The following is a 16,254-nucleotide window of genomic DNA, read 5'->3' as shown; positions in this document are numbered from 1 at the left end:
CCCCGAGGAACGGGCGCAGCGGGGTGGGACAGCATCCAACATCCAGCATCCAGAACCGAGGACGAGTAGGATTCCAGACGAGCACACCTTGACCACACCTTGACCACACCTTGACCACACCTTGACCACACCTTGACCACACCTTGACCACACCTTGACCACACCTTGACCACTCCTTGACCAACAACCAACAATATGAAAACACTTTCCCATTCTTTGCGTGGCCGAGGCCGGAGGGCGCTGACGGCTTTCAACCCGGCGCTGCCGGTGGACGATTCCCTGGTGGTGGCCGGGGAGCTGCGGGACCAGTTCAACGGTCTCAAAGATCTCATCGATGCGATCCAGACGATCCATGCCGCCATCGTCGATGGCACCAACACGCTGCCGACGGGCACTCCGGCCCAGGTGGTGCTCGAGGTGACCGACGGCACGCTGCACTTCATTTTTGGCATCCCCACCGGCCCGCAGGGTGAGGCGGGCAGCAACGGCAGCGATGGCGGCCAAGGCCCGCAGGGAATCCAGGGTGAGCCAGGCCTGCCGGGCGCTCCCGGCGAGGTCTCGCTCCAGCAGCTCACCGACGCCATCGCCACCACCAGCAGCAACCAACCAAGTGGCGACGCTGGGAATGACGGTGAGCGATCCGCCGACGCAGGCGGAGGTGCAGCAGATCGCGAACAAGATCGATGAGCTGATCGTGATGCTGAGAAGGTAGGAAAGTACGACAGACACTCCTGTCTGTCGGGTGTGGCGGAAGCGTGGGGAATCGACAGACAGGAGTGTCTGTCGTACCACGGAGTGATCACCGCGCTGCGGAGGTAGGGAGAGCGTGAGACAGGCAGCCTGCCTGTTCTTTTCGATCCACAGGCTAGTTCATCCTTCGCAGTCTTGCTACGGAGAATGGATGGTTTGCGGTGGCTGAAGGGCGCTGCCTGCCCGCAGTGCTTCGCACAGCGATGCAGGCGGGCGCCGTTGACGGTGGTTTGCCAAACCATCCATTCTCCCGAATAACTTGGCTGGTAAAAGATTGGCGGTAAAAAATGGGAACCGTCGTTTTCCGATCTTTTACCTCCCATTTTTTACCAGAGAAAGTTACTCCCTGGTTCACACGCCCACCCGTCGTTCCAGTGCTCCGTTCCGTTCTCCCGAATAACTTCCCCTGCGTACGGGGAAATAAATGGCAGCAGAATGGGGGCAGTAGAATATTGAGATTCAAAGCCATTCTACTGCCATCATTCTACTGCCATCAAAAAAATGGAGACCGAATCATTCACCGCTTCACGCTACGACAGGCTGGTAGGAAGTTACCCCCTGCTCCACACCCCCGCCCAGTGTTCCGATGCTCCGTAGCTTAATGCGAAGGATGAAAGCAGGCTGCTGCGAAGGATGAATCGCAAACCATCGTCAACCATCGTCAACCATCGTCAACCATCGCAAACCATCGCAAACCATCGCCAACAACTGCCAACGCGTATTCCCTCACGATGCTCATTCCTCCCGCAACGACTGCATCCAGCGATCGAGCTGCTGCATGAGTTCGGGCGGGCCGTTCTCGGGAAAGTTGGTGATGAGCCAGTTCACGTCCTCACGGGCACCGGCTTTTTCGCCGAGGCGCTGGCGCATTTGCGCGCGGGTGAGGCGTTCGGCGGCGGACGTGGGGTCGATGGCGAGGACGAGATTTAAATAGGGCAGCGATTCGCGCAGGGAGCGGCTGTCATCAAACACGCTGCTCATCAGATTGCGCAGCATGCGGAGCAGGATGGTCTGCTTGGTGGTGGGATCGAGACTGCCATCGGGGAACTGGCCGCTTTCGGTGAGATCAAGCGCGGCCTGCGCGACGGTGAGGAGTTTGCCACGCTCGAAGACATCGACGAGCTGGAGCTCGCCCTCAGGTCCGTCGCGATAGCCGACCATGAACTTGCCGGGCAGCGGCACGCCAAACACGCCCTGCACGCCGAGGGCGGAGGCGAGTTCGACATAGAGGACACTCAGCGTGATGGGCAGGCCTTCGCGGTCATCGAGAACCTCATTGAGGTAGCTGTTGGAGCGGCTGCCGTAGTCGTGGCGGCTGCCGTGGAAGCCGTTTTCTTCAAAGAGATAACGGTTGAGGCGCTTCACGGCGGGGATGGTGCCTTTTTGGATCTCAGGGTCGTCCTTCAAATCGGCGACCATGGCTTTGAAGCTGTTGAGGTAGGTGGCGATTTCGATCTCCGGATTGTCGTGACGGGCAAGGAGGAGCGCGCAACGCAGGAGATTGATCTCGGGCTCCGGCCTGGCGAGTTCGGCGAGGATTTCCTTCGTCATGGCACGGCGATGGAGTTCGCGTTCGAGTTCGCGAAGTTTGACGACCTCCTCTTCGAGTTTGCGGCGCTGCTCGATGAGCACACGGCGTGCGGCGGCAGGATTTTCGAGGAGACCATCGAGGGTTTTGTCGGTGGTGGCAGATGCGGCGACGAATTCTTCGACTTTGGAGCGCAGCTTGGAAGCGACTTCGGGCTGAAGCGGCGTTTCAGCAAGATCGGTGCCGATGCTGAAGTTGCGGAACTCGGCCTCGGTGGTTCTGAATTTGCACAGCCCGGCAGAACCGCCGCGCAGGCCGGTGTCGTCGCTCTCGATGACTTGTTTGCCGTTCACGAAGCAGACGATGCGCGCGGGCTCGACGCGGACGCGCAGGTCATTCGCCTCGCCGGGTTTGTAGGCGTCGCTGGGGACATCGGCGAGGATGGTCCAGGAATAGACATCGGGACCGTCGAAGCGCGTGAGGCGCAGTTTGCCGCCGGAAGGATAGAAGCCGTAGTGTTTGTCACCGCCATCGGCACAGAAGGTGAGACCGGCGGCACCGGATTCATCATCCAGACGCACGGTGGTGGCGATCTCGAAGGTGTCTTCCGGCACTTTTTGGGTGGAGAGACACAGGGCGCGACCACCAAAACCTGCACCGGGGAATTCAGCTTTGATGACGCCGGCGTGCTGGGTCCACTGCGCGCCGAGATGGGTTTTCCAGAGCTTGGCATTGATCACACCGATGGTGAGCCAGCGTGACATGGGCACGGGGTTGGGTTTTTCGATGAGCGTCTTGAGCAGGTTCACCGGCATGGCGAAGCCGAGGTTGTCAGTCTTCAAGGATTTGAGCGTGAGGATGCCGAGCACGCGGCCCTGCATGTCGAGCAAGGGGCCGCCGCTGTTGCCTTTTTCGATGGGGACGGCGACTTGCAGCATGTCCTGGCCGTCGATGTCACGCGTGGCGGAGAGCACGCCCTGAACGATGCTGAAGCCGAGGCCTTCGGGGGCGCCCATGGCGATGATGGGATCACCCTGGCGGACTTTGGCTGAATCACCCAACGGGAGCGGCTTGAGGCCCTTGGCGTCGATTTTGAGCAACGCGATGTCGAGGTGCGTGTCACTGGCATGAATGGCGGTGACGTCGTGGGTTTTGCCATCGTGCATCTCGATCTGAAGCCGCCGTGCTTCACCGATGACATGCAGGTTCGTGGCAATGAGGCCATCTGCACTCACGATGAAGCCCGAGCCAATGCCATCCGTGCCCTCACGGCCCAGTTGGGTGATTTTGACCAACGACGGGGCGATGGACTCCGCGAGGTCGGCGGTGGTCTTTGCTGCGGGAGCTTTGGATTGGCTGGCAGACTTTGTCGCAGCGCAGAGGTGGCCCACGGAACACATCGAAAACACGGAAAGAAGAAGGATGGAGTGCTTCATGGGATGAAATGAAGATTGCGCGAGAGACGGGCGTTTGGGAAAGTCCACTTTATGAGCATACGCCACGCCGTCTTCCTGTCATTCTTGTCCTTTTCGTCCCTGACGGCCCTCGGGGAGGATTTCCCGAAGATTTATGACACCGAAAAAGGCGCTCCCATGTCCGCCGAGGAGGCTGCGGCGACGATGGAGCTGCCGAAGGGCTTCAAGTGCGTGGTCTTTGCCGCAGAGCCGGATGTGCGGCAGCCGATCGGCATGGCGTGGGATGCGAAGGGCCGCCTGTGGGTGGCGGAGAACTACACCTTTGCCGAGACGCCCATGCGCTGGGACACGAAGCTGCGGGATCGTGTGATCATCCTTGAGGACAAGGACGGCGATGGCAAACATGATGGCCGGAAGGTCTTCTGGGAGGGCGGCAGCTACCTCACGAGCGTGGAGACCGGCTACGGCGGCGTGTGGGTGCTGCACAACGGCACGCTCAGCTTCATCGCGGATAAAAACGGCGACGACGCGCCCGATGGCGAGCCGGAGGTGCTGCTCGATGGCTTCAACGTGAAGACCATCGGCCATAACATCGTCAACGGCCTGCGCTGGGGGCCGGACGGCTGGCTTTACGGTCGCCACGGCATCACCGACACATCGAGCGTCGGCGCACCCGGCACGCCGCAGGACAAGCGCACGAAGCTGAACTGCGCGATGTGGCGCTTTCATCCGACGCGGAAGGTCTTCGAAGTGGTGGCGCATGGCGGCACGAATTCGTGGGGCCATGATTGGAACTCGGAGGGCGAGCTGTTCATGATCAACACCGTCATCGGCCATCTCTGGCACGTCATCCCTGGCGCGTATTACCGCCGCATGTTCGGCACGCATCTCAATCCGCATGTCTATGAGGTCATCGAGCAGACGGCCGACCACTTCCACTGGGACACCGGCGCGGAAAGCTGGAGCGACATCCGCAAGCTCGGCGTCACCGGCAAGACCCACTCGCTCGGCGGCGGCCACGCCCACGTCGGCATGCTCATTTATCAAGGCGGCACCTGGCCGAAGGAATACCACGGTGCCGTCCTCACCTGCAACCTGCACGGCAACCGCATCAACGTGGACAAGCTGGAGCGCCAGGGCTGCGGCTACGTCGGCAAGCACGCGCCCGACTTCATGCAGTCCAAGGACAAATGGTTCCGCGGCATCGATCTCCTCACCGGCCCCGACGGCAACGTCTTCGTCTCCGACTGGAGCGACAGCGGCGAATGCCACGACAACGACGGCGTCCACCGCAGCAGCGGGCGGATTTATAAGATCGTGTATGGGGAGCCGAAGAAGGCGGAGCCGATCAACGTGGCGGCGATGAAGGATGAGGAGTTGGTAAAGCTGATTAACTCATCCAATAATTGGTGGAGCCGCTTTGCCACTGCCGCGCTTCATGAAAAGTTCATGAAGATTACCAATGAGAAAGATGGTGAAGCCAAAACCTTCTTCGACTTCGCAGGTGCCCTACTGCAATTAAACTCAGAGAAGGCGGAAAAATCGGAAGCCATTTCTACTGCGTTGCTCGGCTTGCGCATGAGCCAAGGAATTCCTGCTTCGAATGATTTGGATTCGTTTTTGCCAATCGAGCAAATTCAAAAAGATGAAGGACTCCGAGCCTTGTGGCTGACCTCGCTCAGCAAGCACACTGACGGTGAGGAAGGCGAAGTTTATGAAGAACTTCGTCACAAGACACTGAATCTCTACCAAGAGGCAGCAAATACTGATAAATCCGGCCTCGTCCGCCTTCACCTCGCCTCCGCGCTCCAGCGTCTCCCGCTCGACGCCCGCTGGCCTATCGCGACGGCGTTGGCGAAGCATGAGGAGGACGCGAATGACCGCCAGCAGCCGCTCATGATCTGGTATGGCATCGAGCCGGCGGTGGCGGCGGAGCCGATGAAGGGCGTGGAGCTCATCCGCGAGGCGAAAATCCCCACCGTGCGCCGCCTCGTCGCCCGCCGCATCGCCGAGATGATCGAGGACAAGCCCGAGGCGGTGGATGCGCTCGTGGCGTTAATGGCGAAGCAATCTGATCTGCGCGACGATGTGCTTGCGGGTATGGCGGCAGGCTTGGATGGGTTTAGCAGCGCGAAGAAGCCGAAGGGCTGGGATGAGTTTCTTCGCACTGTAGTTCCGCCTTCAGGCGGTTCTGAGCCGGCTAAAGCCGGGACTACAATACAAAACCTGTCCGTCGTCTTCGGCAGCGGACGCGCGGCAGATGAACTCATTGCCATCGTCAAAAATGCGGATGGAGATGCCAACGCTCGTCTCAATGCCTTCAAGAGTCTCACGCGCAGCGCGAAGCCAGAGTTGCTCGCGGTCATTCGCGCACAGGTGAATGACAAGGTGCTCGCCACGGCGGCACGCGGTGCTTTGGCAGCTTACGATGACCCGAGCATCCCGAAACAGCTCCTCGGCTCGTGGCCGGTGCGCAGCGAGGAACAGCAGGCCGCCACCGTGGCCACGCTGACCTCGCGTGCGAGCTATGCGAAAGAGCTGCTCGAAGCGGTGAAAGCCAAGAAGGTGCCTGCGGCGGCGATCACGCCCTTCCAAGCACGGCAGATTCGCAATCTGGGTGATGAATCGGTCACCAAGCTGCTGACGGAAGCCTGGGGCGAGATTCGTGAGACGCCGGAGGCGAAGAAAGCCGAGTTTGCGAAATGGGAAGGCGTGTTGAAGCCAGAAGCGCTCACGAAGGCAGACAAATCGAAGGGCCGCATGATCTTCATGGCGGCGTGCAGCGCTTGTCACAAGATGTATGGCCAGGGCGGAGCCATCGCGCCGGAATTGACGGGAAGTGATCGCCGGAACCTGAAGTATCTGCTGGAGAACATCCTGGATCCGAATGCCGTCGTCCCCGCCGATTTCCGCGTGAGCGTCTTCCAGCTCAAGGATGGCCGCACGATCACCGGTGTGATTCCCGAGCAGACGGAACGCACGCTGACGGTGCAGACTCCTGTGGAACGGCTCACGATTGAGCGGACGCAAATCGTGAAACAGGAGCAACTAACGCAGAGCCTGATGCCGGAAGGCCTGTTGGCAGCTCTCGGGGAGGAGAACGTGATGAACCTGATCGCCTACCTCATGGGCGAGGGGCAGGTGGAGATGCCCAAATGACGAATGAATTGCGATAGCGCGAGCATTCGTCATTGATGCGCTTCGCTTCCCTTCGGGCTGCCTTTGGCAGTCTGTCTCGTTTCACTCGGCTCTACATTTCCCACATGGCCTCACTCTTCGACTGGATCGCCGCCGCACGCCCGAAAACGCTCGGGGCGGCCATCGCGCCCGTCGCCGTCGGTTGTGCGCTGGCTGAGAAGATTGGCGGAAAGCTGGATTGGTGGCTGGCGGCTTGCACGCTGGGGAGTTGCGGGGCACTGCAGATCGCGACGAACTTTTTCAATGACGCGCTGGATTCGATCAAAGGAGCCGACACGCAGGCGCGAATCGGCCCGAGACGCATCACGGCGGCGGGACGTGCGGATGCAGGCACGGTGAAAATCGCGGCGTGGCTGATGCTGATGGTGGCGACGCTGCTGGCCGTGCCGCTGTTTGAAGCACGCGGCTGGCCGATTCTGATCATCGGCATTCCATCGTTGTATTTTTGCTTTGGTTACACGGGCGGACCGGTACCGCTGGCGTATCGCGGGCTGGGAGAGCTGTTTGTGATCCTGTTTTTCGGCTTCGTGGCGGTGACGGGCACGGCCTTCGTGCAGACGGGCGAATGGTATGAAGCAGCCGTGGTCGCAGGCTTTCAAATTGGCTGCCTGAGCACCGTCTTGATCGCCATCAACAACCTACGCGATGTGAATGAGGACCGGCAGACGAACAAAAAAACGCTGGCGGTGCGGCTGGGTGTGGGATTTGCGAGGGCGGAGATCGTGCTGCTGATCGTCGCGGCGCATACGGCGGGGATTTTCTGGTTCACACAGGGCTGGGAGCGTGCCTTCACGCTGCCGCTGGCGACACTGCCGATTGGTTTGTATGTGGCCTGGCGTGCGATCGCAGAACCGCCAAACCCGGGCCACAACCGGCTGCTGGCGCTGAGCGGCATGCAATTGCTCGCGTTTGCAGCGCTGCTCTGCTGGGGCATCGTGAAAGCAAAGGATGTGATGCCGTAAGCGGCATCTTTCTCCTAATCTTACTCCTCCACCTACTCCCTGAAGCGCAGGCGGTGGGACATTTGGAAGGGAGTAAGAGGAGGAGTAGGAGGAAGAGGTGGATTGCAGCATGTAGTGAGTCGTTGAACGAGTTGCGAGATGATGGGAGTATCGAAGATGGAATCGCCAATTTACGTTCACGAATACCTGCTGCGCAGCGGCGTGGCACTGAATGCGGCATCGCAGCGGCGGGTGTTTGCGGGGGCATTGATCCGGGTGAATGACGGATTCGGCTGCGTGCATCCGTGGCCGGAGTTTGGTGACGTGCCGGTGGAGGAGCAGCTTCGACTGCTGGCGGAAGGTGTGACAACACCGGTGACAGCGATGGCGCTGCGCTGCGCGGAGATCGACGGAGCGGCGCGACGTGCGCGTGTGAGCTTGTTTGAAGGATTGGAAATTCCGCGCAGCCATTACTCCTGGAGTTTTGCCACGGACACGGAGCCGCAGATGGAGCGCGTGATGGCGGAAGGCTGGCCGGCGATCAAGGCGAAGGGCTTTGCCAATTATGGCGAGACGATTCGCTTCCTGGAAGGCTGTGCGAAGCGGTTAGAGGCGCAGGGTGTTCGACTGCGAGTGGATTTCAACGGCGTGCTGGATCGGCTGACCTTCGAGAAGTTCATCGAGTTCATGCCGCTGCGAGTGTATCGCGCCTTGGATTTCGTGGAGGATCCGTTTCCGTATGATGCGGAGACCTGGGAGGCCGTGCGACAACGCTGGGGTGTGAAACTGGCGCTCGACAAGGGCTGGAAGAACGGAACGCATGGCTTTGATGCGGTGGTGGTGAAGCCGGCGCGGCGTGACTGGCGTGTGGTGGCGCAAGCGCATCCCGAAAGGCCGCTGGTGCTGACTTCGGCCATGGATCATGCGCTGGGGCAGATGTTTGCGGCCTACGAGGCGGCGGTGGCGCTGTCCGAGGGCCAGGCGGTGGATTTTTGCGGGCTCTGCACGGAGCATTTGTTCGAGAAGGACGAGTTCTTTGAGCGGGTGCGTTCAAACGGTGGCTTTTTGGAGGCGGACCGCAGTGGCGGCGGCTTGGGATTTGGCGAAGTCCTGGAGGGCCTGCCATGGAGACGTCTTTGATTCTCAAACCGGAGTTTTGGAGTGATGGAGGCGTGTGGGTCGCTCAACCAGAGGACTGCGAGGAGGGCAGCACGCTGGCAGACTTCGCATCTCACCAGTTGCAGGCAAAAGACTGGTGCTTCTTCCAAACAAGCGGCTCGGAGGGCATACGCAAGTGGGTGGGACTGACGAAGGAGTCAATGCTCATCTCTGCCCGGGCGGTAAGTGCGCATTTTGACATCACGGAGCGTGATCACTGGTTGCTGGCACTGCCCATTCATCATGTGGGCGGCTTTGGCGTGCTGGCACGCTCGTTTGTGAGCGGGAGCCGGGTGACGAAGCTGGAGGGGAAATGGGATGCGGCTGAGTTTGCACGGCGATGCAAGGAGGTGGAAGCGACTTTGGCTTCACTGGTGCCAACGCAGGTGTTTGATCTGGTGGCGGCGAAGTTGAGCGCGCCGGAGTCGATACGCGTGGTGATGGTTGGTGGCGGGGCAATGAGCCGTGACGTGGAACTGGCGGCGTTGAAACTCGGCTGGCCGGTACGCCGGACGTATGGGATGACGGAAACTGCCTCACAGGTGGCGTCGCAGACGACGGAAGACGGCGAAATGGAGGTGCTGCCGATTTGGGAATTGAGCACGGATGATGCAGGCGTGCTTACGGTGCGCGGCGAGGCGCTGGCGAAGGGCTATGCGGTGCTGGAGGCTGAACAATGGTGCTGGGAGCCAATTTCAGCGGAAACCGGCCTGCGCACGCGGGATCGCGTGCATTTGTGGCAGGACGACGCGCGGCAATTTTTGCGCTTTGTGGACCGTGAGACGAACACGGTGAAGATTTTGGGCGAGTTGGTGGCCCTGGGGCCGATTCAGGAGCGGGTCGAGGTGCTGCGGCTCGAAATGGGGCTGCACGCGGACGATGCAGCGGTCTGTGACGTGCCAGATGCGCGCAAGGAGGCACGGCTGGTGCTTGTGGTGAGCGGCATGAGCGGAAGCGACGCCGGACGGCTGCAAAAAGGCCTCAACGAGACGTTGAGGCCGTTTGAGCGTGTGGAGGATGTGCGCCGGGTGGATTTGATTCCCCGCAGTGATCTGGGCAAACCGCTGCTGGAGGAACTGCGGCGTCAGCTTTGAGCTTATTTCGCCTTCGGGGCGGAACCATCCAGCGGTGTGATGACGGGGCGGTCCTTCATCTCGGGAGAAATGAGGTAGCCCTTCGGATTGGCGGGGTCTGGAACGAAGGAGATGAGAAACAGCTCTTCAATCTTGTCGGTGAGCGTCTCCTGCGAGGTGCGCACGGTGGCGTGGACGTAGCCCTTGTCCTTTTCTTCAACGAGACCGAGAACGACGACTTTGAGCGTCTCCTGTTTCCGCTTCGTGGCTTCGGGCGTGAGCTTGAGCTTTTTATGCCAGGCTTCGCGGTCCACCTGGTAAAACTCCTGCGGCGTCATCTTCTCCAGCTCACCCACGCCTTTGACATTGTAGCCGGCGAGCATCGTCTCCTCATCGGTCATGGTGGGGGCCGATTTGATGATCTGCACGGTCTCGCGCTGCCGACGCTCCAGCGAAGTGGGCACGAGCATCTGGGACGCGATCTTCCAGTCCTGCTGCACGACGGCAGTGAGATATTTTTTCACCAAGGCAGCACAGGGGTGGTCGAGCGACAACTGCTCCGCTTGGACGGAAAAAGTGGTGAGGCACAGGAAAGAGACGGCGAAGAAGCAGCGAAGAAAGAAACGCACTTGCATAATAAATTTGGAGTCGGAGGGCGGCAGGGTTTGTAACCGCTGGCAGAATGCGCGTCAAATAAAGAAACCCACCACAGGAATGACACGCATTAGCCAGCCAAGCCCAGGAGAGGCCTCATGTTTTTTCTTTCCTTTGTGAACAAACCGGTCGTATTCTACGACAAAGCAATCCGCTTGATCTTATGAAACACATCCTCATCTCCATTCTCACCGCCGTCACATTGTCCTCCTGTGAAAACATGGGCCCATCCACTCAAAAGGGCGCCGTCATCGGCGGTCTCGGTGGCGCAGCCGTCGGCGGCATCATTGGCAGCCAAAGCGGCCGCGGACTCGAAGGTGCCCTGATCGGCGGTGCCGTCGGTGCGGCCGGTGGCGCGGCCATCGGCAATTCCAAAGATCGCCAGCGTCGTTACTATTGATCCCACCACTCTCATCAACCCATCAATCCATCAGACATTATGAAAAAGACCATCCTCACACTCCTCTCCGCCGTGTCCTTGGTTTCCTGCGCCACTGGACCTAACGCACAGACCGGCTCTGTGATCGGCGCGCTCGGCGGTGCCGCAGTCGGCGGCATCATTGGCAATCAAAGTGGGCGCGGCCTCGAAGGGGCGGCGATCGGTGCCGGCCTCGGTGCTCTCGGCGGCAACGCCATTGGCAACTCCAAGGACCAGCGTAACGCCCAGGGACAGCAGGGATATTATGACCGCAACGGTCGCTGGCATCCCCAGCAGCAGCAGGGCTACTACGACAAGTACGGCAACTACCGCTACTACTAGGCCGCAAACATCCTTCTGAAAGCCTGTTCAACGAAGTCTTCGTTGGACAGGCTTTTTGTTTTGCAGGTAATTTTCCCACATGATCCCCAGCCTGACTGACACGCGACGCTTCTTCCGAGAAAACGACTGGCGCACCATCCTTGCGCGCATGAATGCGCGGGACACGCACCCGTTGATCCAGTTCATGAAGTACGGCATCTGCGGCGTCGGTTCTCTGATCGTAGGACAGAGCATCTGGCTGTCGCTGTCCGTGTGGGTGTGGCCGGCATTGGACCCGGACCTGCCCAAGGAAGTGCGCGCGCTTCACAGCACCTACAACAACCTGATCTCCTTCTTTTTTGGAAACATTTTTGCCTATGTCACGAATTCACTGTGGGTCTTCACACCAGGGCGGCATCACCGGGTGTTGGAGTTTTTCTACTTCACACTCGTCAGCACTCTGGGGTTTGTGATCGGCCTGGCTGTCGGCCCCATGCTCATCCAGATGTATGGCATTCACACTCTGCTGGCACAGCTCCTGATGATCACTTCCTCGGTGATGGTGAACTATGTCTGCCGGAAATTCTTCGTTTTCAAAGGCTGAGGCCGCATGCTGCACGTCGTTCTGTTTCAGCCCGAGATCCCGCACAACACCGGGGCCATCGGCCGCCTGTGCCTTGCCACGGGAGCGCGGTTGCATTTGATCAAACCGCTGGGCTTCAGCCTGGATGACCGGCAGTTGAAGCGGGCGGGGCTCGATTACTGGCAGGAAGTGGACGTTCGTGTGTGGGACACTTGGGACGATCTGCGCTCGGATGCACCTGAGGATGCCGCCTTCTATTTCATCGAATGCCAGGGTGAAAAAAAACACTGGGATGCCGATCTCACCTCACGCGAGGTCTATCTCGTCTTCGGTCCTGAAACGCGCGGCATTCCACCTTCGGTGATCGAAAAAGAGCACTGCCTGCGCATTCCGATGCGGGGAACTCGCAGCCTGAACCTGGCGACAGCGGCCGGAATCGTGATGTATGAGGCGCTGAGACAACGCAGGCAGACGGGCATCACACCTTGACGCCGCGTGGCATCTGCGGAGCATGCGCGCACCCATTTCATGAGCCAGGAAGCCGCCCCACTCGCCGCACACGATGTGCACCGCACCTATCACCTCGCTGGTCATGACCTGCCGGTGCTGCGTGGCGTGAATGTGGAAGTTGCCGCAGGCGAGAAGGTCTTCCTCTGCGGCCAGTCCGGTGCTGGAAAAACAACCCTGCTCTACGTCCTCGGCGGCCTGGAGCAGCCCACCTCCGGCGATGTGCTCGTGCATGGCCGTTCGCTTTATCAAGCCGCCGCCGCCGAACGTGCCCGCACACGCAACAAGGTCATGGGCTTCGTTTTTCAGCATTACTTTCTGCTGCCGGAGCTCACGGCTCTCGAAAATGTCGTTCTGCCCTCCATGATTGGCGGCAAAAAAGCCGAGGCGCGTGCCCGCGAGTTGCTGGACAAGGTAGGCCTCAGCGAACGCCTGCAGCATCTTCCCACCGAGCTTTCCGGCGGCGAGCAGCAGCGTGTGGCCATCGCCCGGGCGCTCATCAACAACCCCGGCATCATCTACGCCGACGAACCCACGGGTAACCTCGACGCCACCACCGGCTCCGGCGTCATCGACATGCTCATGCAGGTCGTCGATGAGGCGAAAAAAACCCTCATTGTCGTCACACACGATCAAACACTGGCGAAACGCGGTGACCGTCGTCTCATTCTCAAAGAAGGCCGGCTGGAGGAAGGATGACGCGCTGGCCATTCCGCCGAAAAGCTGTTAAACTCCCGCCTCGCGCATGTCTTCGGAACCCTCCCACACCTCCGCTGAAACGGACAACAATCCCCCGCCCTCCCAATGGCGGCAGCAGCCCAAACGGGGCTGTTTCAGCTCGTTCGCCCGCTTGCTGCTGCTGCTGATCATCCTCACAGGCCTGCTGCTGCCTTTCACGCCCTTTGCCAGCAAGATCAAAAAGGGCATCCAGGACATCGTCGAATCCGCCCGTAGTACCAAGGAACGCATCATCACCCGCGACGTGACTCGTGATGTGATCAAAGAAGTGCCTGTCGTCAAAGAAGTGACCAAAGAAGTCATCAAGGAGGTCCACCCTCCCCTGCCCGACAAATACATCTCGCGCAAAGACATCGACGTCGCCACGCTCTTCAACGGCATCACCGTCAAAACCAACCTGCTCACCGAGCAGGGCAGCTTTGCCAGCCTCGAGCGCCTCGACCCCGAGTCCTACAAGGCCGAGTTCCAGCTCAGCATCCGCGTGCCGAAGGCGAACCAGACGATGGTCGAACTCAGCCGCATCAACAAGCACCTCCCCGCCATCCTGCCCGGACTCGATGCCATGCTGCCTGCGGCGAAAGTCTCCGGCTTCTACCACAAGCTCTACGAAAACAAAACCAGCCGTGTGCAGAACGACCTCACGCGCCTCAACAAAATCCTCGACCGCCACAACTACTACGACACCGAGACCATCCTCGAATTGACCCACCCCACCACGCAGCGCCGCACTTTGCTCATCCAGTCCGAGATGGACGTCGTCGCCGACGGCTCTGATGGCGACCGCATGCCGACGCTCTCCGAATACATCTACCTCTCCGACTACTACCAGCCCTTCACCAGCTACGCCTGGGCCAAGACCACCAAGAACCCCAATCCTCTCCTCGCCAAGTGGGAGGAACGCTTGAAAAAAGCACAGGATGAATTCGCCCTCAAAGGTCTCTCCTCCGCGCGCAACCGCGAACTCAGCGCCATCATCAGCACACTCAAAGTCGAAATCAGCGAGATGAAGGCCCGCAGCAGTCTCATCGCCGAAAAAGATCCCTTCGTCGTCATTTCCCTGCTCTTCCGCGGCTACGGCGATCAAAACAAATTCACACCGCAGATCGGCGACTACGCCGCCGTCATTCACGAAGGCCGGATTTACCCCGCCATCTGCGGCGACTACGGTCCCAGCTTCAAAATGGGCGAGGCCTCGCTCCTCATGGCCAAAACCGTCAATCCCAAGGCCACGCCATACATCCGGCCAGAGAGTGATCTCAAGGTCACCTACCTGATCTTCCCCGGCACCGCCGAAAAAGAACGCTCCGCCCCCGATCTCGCGAAGTGGCGGGAGAAATGCCAGACCTTGCTCGGCGAAGTCGGCGGCATCGGCTCCGGCTACGTGCTGCACACCTGGGAAGACCCGTTCAAGAAGCCTGAACCGCCTGCGACGGCTCCGGCAGATGGAACTAGCCCGACCAGCACGCCAACAACCGCTCCCGCAGTTACACCCGGCACAACTGTTCCCGCCACACCAATCACACCTTCTGCAACACCGGATCCAACTGTTCCCGCGACATCAAAATCGGGCGAAGCCAAGGCAACTACCAAAGCTGCTCCCACCAAATCAAGTGGCACCAAGTCGAAGGAGACAAAGAAAAAGTAAGCTCAAAGAAGCTTCCGCCTCACTACTTCCAGCCTGCCGCCCACTGCTTGGCAAAATACGTCAGGATCATGTCCGCGCCCGCACGGCGGATTCCGATGAGCGATTCGTTCACGATCTTCGTTTCGTCGATCCAACCACCTGCTGCACCGGCTTTGATCATCAGATACTCGCCGCTCACCTGATAAGCCGCGATCGGCAGCATGGTGGCGGCGCGGAGTTTCGCGATGATGTCGAGATACGGACCCGCCGGCTTCACCATGAGGATGTCCGCGCCTTCCGCCTCGTCGAGAGCGGCCTCGCGCAGTGCTTCACGCACATTGGCGGGGTCCATTTGATATGTTTTCTTGTCCCCAGCCTTCGGTGCGGAATCCAACGCTCCGCGAAACGGCCCGTAGTAGGCGCTGGCATACTTCGCTGTGTAGCTCATGATCGAGACGGCTTGGAAACCGGCGGCATCAAGCGCGGAGCGGATCGCGGCCACGCGCCCATCCATCATGTCACTTGGAGCCACGATGTCTGCCCCTGCCCGCGCATGGCAAAGCGCCTGCTGGCACAGCACGGCCACGGTTTCGTCATTCAGGATGCGTCCGTCATCCGTCACGAGGCCGTCATGACCGTCGCTGTTGTAAGGATCAAGCGCCACATCGGTGATCACCGTCAGGGTGGGATGCGCCGCGTTCAAAGCACGAATTGCACGCGGCACCAGCCCGTCATCCGCATGGCACGCCTCCGCGCCCCGTGTTTTGAGTTCGTCAGGAATGCGCGGGAACAATACCACCGCAGGCACACCGAGCGCATGCGCCTCGCCCGCCTCTTTCACCAATCCCTCAATGCTCCAGCGCGTGCAGCCCGGCATCGAAGCGATGGGCGTGTTCTCCTTCCCCTCCTGAAGGAACAACGGATAGATCAAATGCCCCGGCGTCAGCTCCGTCTCGCGCACAAGATCACGGATGGATGCAGACTGGCGGTTTCGGCGAGGGCGGATGGACAGGTTCATCGGCGGAGAATATAGGCGGAGAGCCTGACGAAGGGCAAACGGCGAATCATGCGGTCGAAACGGGCCTCGTCGTCATCGCTGATCGCCACCCACGCTGGTTTCCATCGTGGTGGCAGAGGGGAGATTTGAACTCCCGACCAAAGGCTTATGAGTCCTCTGCTCTACCCCTGAGCTACTCTGCCGTTGCGATGGCTCCTGAGGTAGGGTTCGAACCTACGACCTAGTGGTTAACAGCCACCCGCTCTACCGCTGAGCTACTCAGGAATCACGTTCCCGTTCCGAAGAAAGGGGCGCAATCTGTAAACCCTCCCTTCCATCACGCAAGCAT

14 protein-coding genes and 2 tRNA genes are annotated in these 16,254 nt (G+C 59.9%); 11 read left to right on the top strand and 5 right to left on the bottom strand.

The window, feature by feature from the left end; all coding sequences use genetic code 11:
• Positions 1-195 precede the first annotated feature (195 nt).
• On the top strand, positions 196-687 hold the full coding sequence (locus U1A53_RS20505) for a hypothetical protein (protein WP_322283726.1): 492 nt from the start codon (positions 196-198) through the stop codon (positions 685-687).
• A gap of 798 nt (positions 688-1,485) precedes the next feature.
• Here U1A53_RS20505 and U1A53_RS20500 read toward each other — a convergent pair.
• Positions 1,486-3,714, bottom strand: coding sequence for a trypsin-like peptidase domain-containing protein (locus tag U1A53_RS20500; RefSeq protein ID WP_322283725.1), 2,229 nt, complete (start codon positions 3,712-3,714; stop codon positions 1,486-1,488).
• Between the two features lie 51 nt (positions 3,715-3,765).
• Here U1A53_RS20500 and U1A53_RS20495 point away from each other — a divergent pair, with 51 nt between their 5' ends.
• The 4 genes from U1A53_RS20495 (at position 3,766) to U1A53_RS20480 (ending at position 10,084) form a co-directional block, all read left to right on the top strand.
• Complete coding sequence (locus tag U1A53_RS20495) at positions 3,766-6,852, top strand: PVC-type heme-binding CxxCH protein (protein WP_322283724.1); 3,087 nt, start codon at positions 3,766-3,768, stop codon at positions 6,850-6,852.
• 104 nt (positions 6,853-6,956) lie between these two features.
• Positions 6,957-7,853, top strand: coding sequence for a 1,4-dihydroxy-2-naphthoate octaprenyltransferase (menA, locus tag U1A53_RS20490; protein ID WP_322283723.1), 897 nt, complete (start codon positions 6,957-6,959; stop codon positions 7,851-7,853).
• A 156-nt stretch (positions 7,854-8,009) separates the two neighbouring features.
• A complete protein-coding gene (locus U1A53_RS20485) occupies positions 8,010-8,972 on the top strand; it encodes an enolase C-terminal domain-like protein (protein WP_322283722.1) in 963 nt (320 codons plus the stop codon).
• A complete protein-coding gene (locus U1A53_RS20480; protein ID WP_322283721.1) occupies positions 8,957-10,084 on the top strand; it encodes an AMP-binding protein in 1,128 nt (375 codons plus the stop codon). Before U1A53_RS20485 ends, U1A53_RS20480 begins: the two co-directional genes overlap by 16 nt.
• A 2-nt stretch (positions 10,085-10,086) precedes the next feature.
• On the opposite strand, the gene U1A53_RS20475 is transcribed toward U1A53_RS20480, so the two are convergent.
• Positions 10,087-10,692, bottom strand: coding sequence for a hypothetical protein (locus U1A53_RS20475; protein ID WP_322283720.1), 606 nt, complete (start codon positions 10,690-10,692; stop codon positions 10,087-10,089).
• Between the two features lie 188 nt (positions 10,693-10,880).
• Between U1A53_RS20475 and U1A53_RS20470 the strand changes: the two genes are divergently transcribed.
• From U1A53_RS20470 to U1A53_RS20445, 6 genes are all read left to right on the top strand, one after another.
• Positions 10,881-11,117: a glycine zipper domain-containing protein gene (locus tag U1A53_RS20470; RefSeq protein ID WP_322283719.1), complete on the top strand. Its 237-nt coding sequence runs from the start codon at positions 10,881-10,883 to the stop codon at positions 11,115-11,117.
• A 39-nt stretch (positions 11,118-11,156) separates the two neighbouring features.
• Positions 11,157-11,477, top strand: coding sequence for a glycine zipper domain-containing protein (locus U1A53_RS20465; RefSeq protein WP_322283718.1), 321 nt, complete (start codon positions 11,157-11,159; stop codon positions 11,475-11,477).
• Positions 11,478-11,556: 79 nt separating this feature from the next.
• Positions 11,557-12,060, top strand: a complete 504-nt coding sequence (locus tag U1A53_RS20460; RefSeq protein ID WP_322283717.1) for a GtrA family protein — start codon at positions 11,557-11,559, stop codon at positions 12,058-12,060.
• A 6-nt stretch (positions 12,061-12,066) separates the two neighbouring features.
• Positions 12,067-12,528 carry a tRNA (cytidine(34)-2'-O)-methyltransferase gene (locus tag U1A53_RS20455; RefSeq protein ID WP_322283716.1) on the top strand — a complete coding sequence of 154 codons (462 nt, stop codon included), beginning with the start codon at positions 12,067-12,069 and terminating at the stop codon, positions 12,526-12,528.
• A 39-nt stretch (positions 12,529-12,567) separates the two neighbouring features.
• The gene (locus tag U1A53_RS20450; RefSeq protein ID WP_322283715.1) at positions 12,568-13,245 is read left to right on the top strand and encodes an ABC transporter ATP-binding protein; all 678 of its coding nucleotides are present in this window, start codon (positions 12,568-12,570) and stop codon (positions 13,243-13,245) included.
• Between the two features lie 46 nt (positions 13,246-13,291).
• The gene (locus tag U1A53_RS20445; protein WP_322283714.1) at positions 13,292-14,929 is read left to right on the top strand and encodes a glycoside hydrolase family 75 protein; all 1,638 of its coding nucleotides are present in this window, start codon (positions 13,292-13,294) and stop codon (positions 14,927-14,929) included.
• A gap of 22 nt (positions 14,930-14,951) precedes the next feature.
• Here the strand turns inward: U1A53_RS20445 and hemB are convergent, their stop codons facing one another.
• From hemB to U1A53_RS20430, 3 genes are all read right to left on the bottom strand, one after another.
• Positions 14,952-15,926 carry a porphobilinogen synthase gene (hemB, locus tag U1A53_RS20440; RefSeq protein WP_322283713.1) on the bottom strand — a complete coding sequence of 325 codons (975 nt, stop codon included), beginning with the start codon at positions 15,924-15,926 and terminating at the stop codon, positions 14,952-14,954.
• Positions 15,927-16,033: 107 nt separating this feature from the next.
• A tRNA-Met gene (locus U1A53_RS20435) sits at positions 16,034-16,108 on the bottom strand.
• A gap of 7 nt (positions 16,109-16,115) precedes the next feature.
• A tRNA-Asn gene (locus tag U1A53_RS20430) sits at positions 16,116-16,190 on the bottom strand.
• Positions 16,191-16,254: the final 64 nt, after the last annotated feature.

The sequence above is a fragment of the Prosthecobacter sp. genome (genome assembly GCF_034366625.1).
Classification (GTDB): Bacteria; Verrucomicrobiota; Verrucomicrobiia; order Verrucomicrobiales; family Verrucomicrobiaceae; genus Prosthecobacter.
This window is presented reverse-complemented; position numbering and strand designations above follow the sequence as displayed.

What these genes read in the sequence shown, in the direction of transcription:
- U1A53_RS20505 (WP_322283726.1), top strand. Translation starts at nt 196, where the DNA reads ATGAAAACACTTTCCCATTCTTTGCGTGGCCGAGGCCGGAGGGCGCTG.
- U1A53_RS20500 (WP_322283725.1), bottom strand. Translation starts at nt 3,714, where the DNA reads ATGAAGCACTCCATCCTTCTTCTTTCCGTGTTTTCGATGTGTTCCGTG.
- U1A53_RS20495 (WP_322283724.1), top strand. Translation starts at nt 3,766, where the DNA reads ATGAGCATACGCCACGCCGTCTTCCTGTCATTCTTGTCCTTTTCGTCC.
- menA (WP_322283723.1), top strand. Translation starts at nt 6,957, where the DNA reads ATGGCCTCACTCTTCGACTGGATCGCCGCCGCACGCCCGAAAACGCTC.
- U1A53_RS20485 (WP_322283722.1), top strand. Translation starts at nt 8,010, where the DNA reads ATGGAATCGCCAATTTACGTTCACGAATACCTGCTGCGCAGCGGCGTG.
- U1A53_RS20480 (WP_322283721.1), top strand. Translation starts at nt 8,957, where the DNA reads ATGGAGACGTCTTTGATTCTCAAACCGGAGTTTTGGAGTGATGGAGGC.
- U1A53_RS20470 (WP_322283719.1), top strand. Translation starts at nt 10,881, where the DNA reads ATGAAACACATCCTCATCTCCATTCTCACCGCCGTCACATTGTCCTCC.
- U1A53_RS20465 (WP_322283718.1), top strand. Translation starts at nt 11,157, where the DNA reads ATGAAAAAGACCATCCTCACACTCCTCTCCGCCGTGTCCTTGGTTTCC.
- U1A53_RS20460 (WP_322283717.1), top strand. Translation starts at nt 11,557, where the DNA reads ATGATCCCCAGCCTGACTGACACGCGACGCTTCTTCCGAGAAAACGAC.
- U1A53_RS20455 (WP_322283716.1), top strand. Translation starts at nt 12,067, where the DNA reads ATGCTGCACGTCGTTCTGTTTCAGCCCGAGATCCCGCACAACACCGGG.
- U1A53_RS20450 (WP_322283715.1), top strand. Translation starts at nt 12,568, where the DNA reads ATGAGCCAGGAAGCCGCCCCACTCGCCGCACACGATGTGCACCGCACC.
- U1A53_RS20445 (WP_322283714.1), top strand. Translation starts at nt 13,292, where the DNA reads ATGTCTTCGGAACCCTCCCACACCTCCGCTGAAACGGACAACAATCCC.
- hemB (WP_322283713.1), bottom strand. Translation starts at nt 15,926, where the DNA reads ATGAACCTGTCCATCCGCCCTCGCCGAAACCGCCAGTCTGCATCCATC.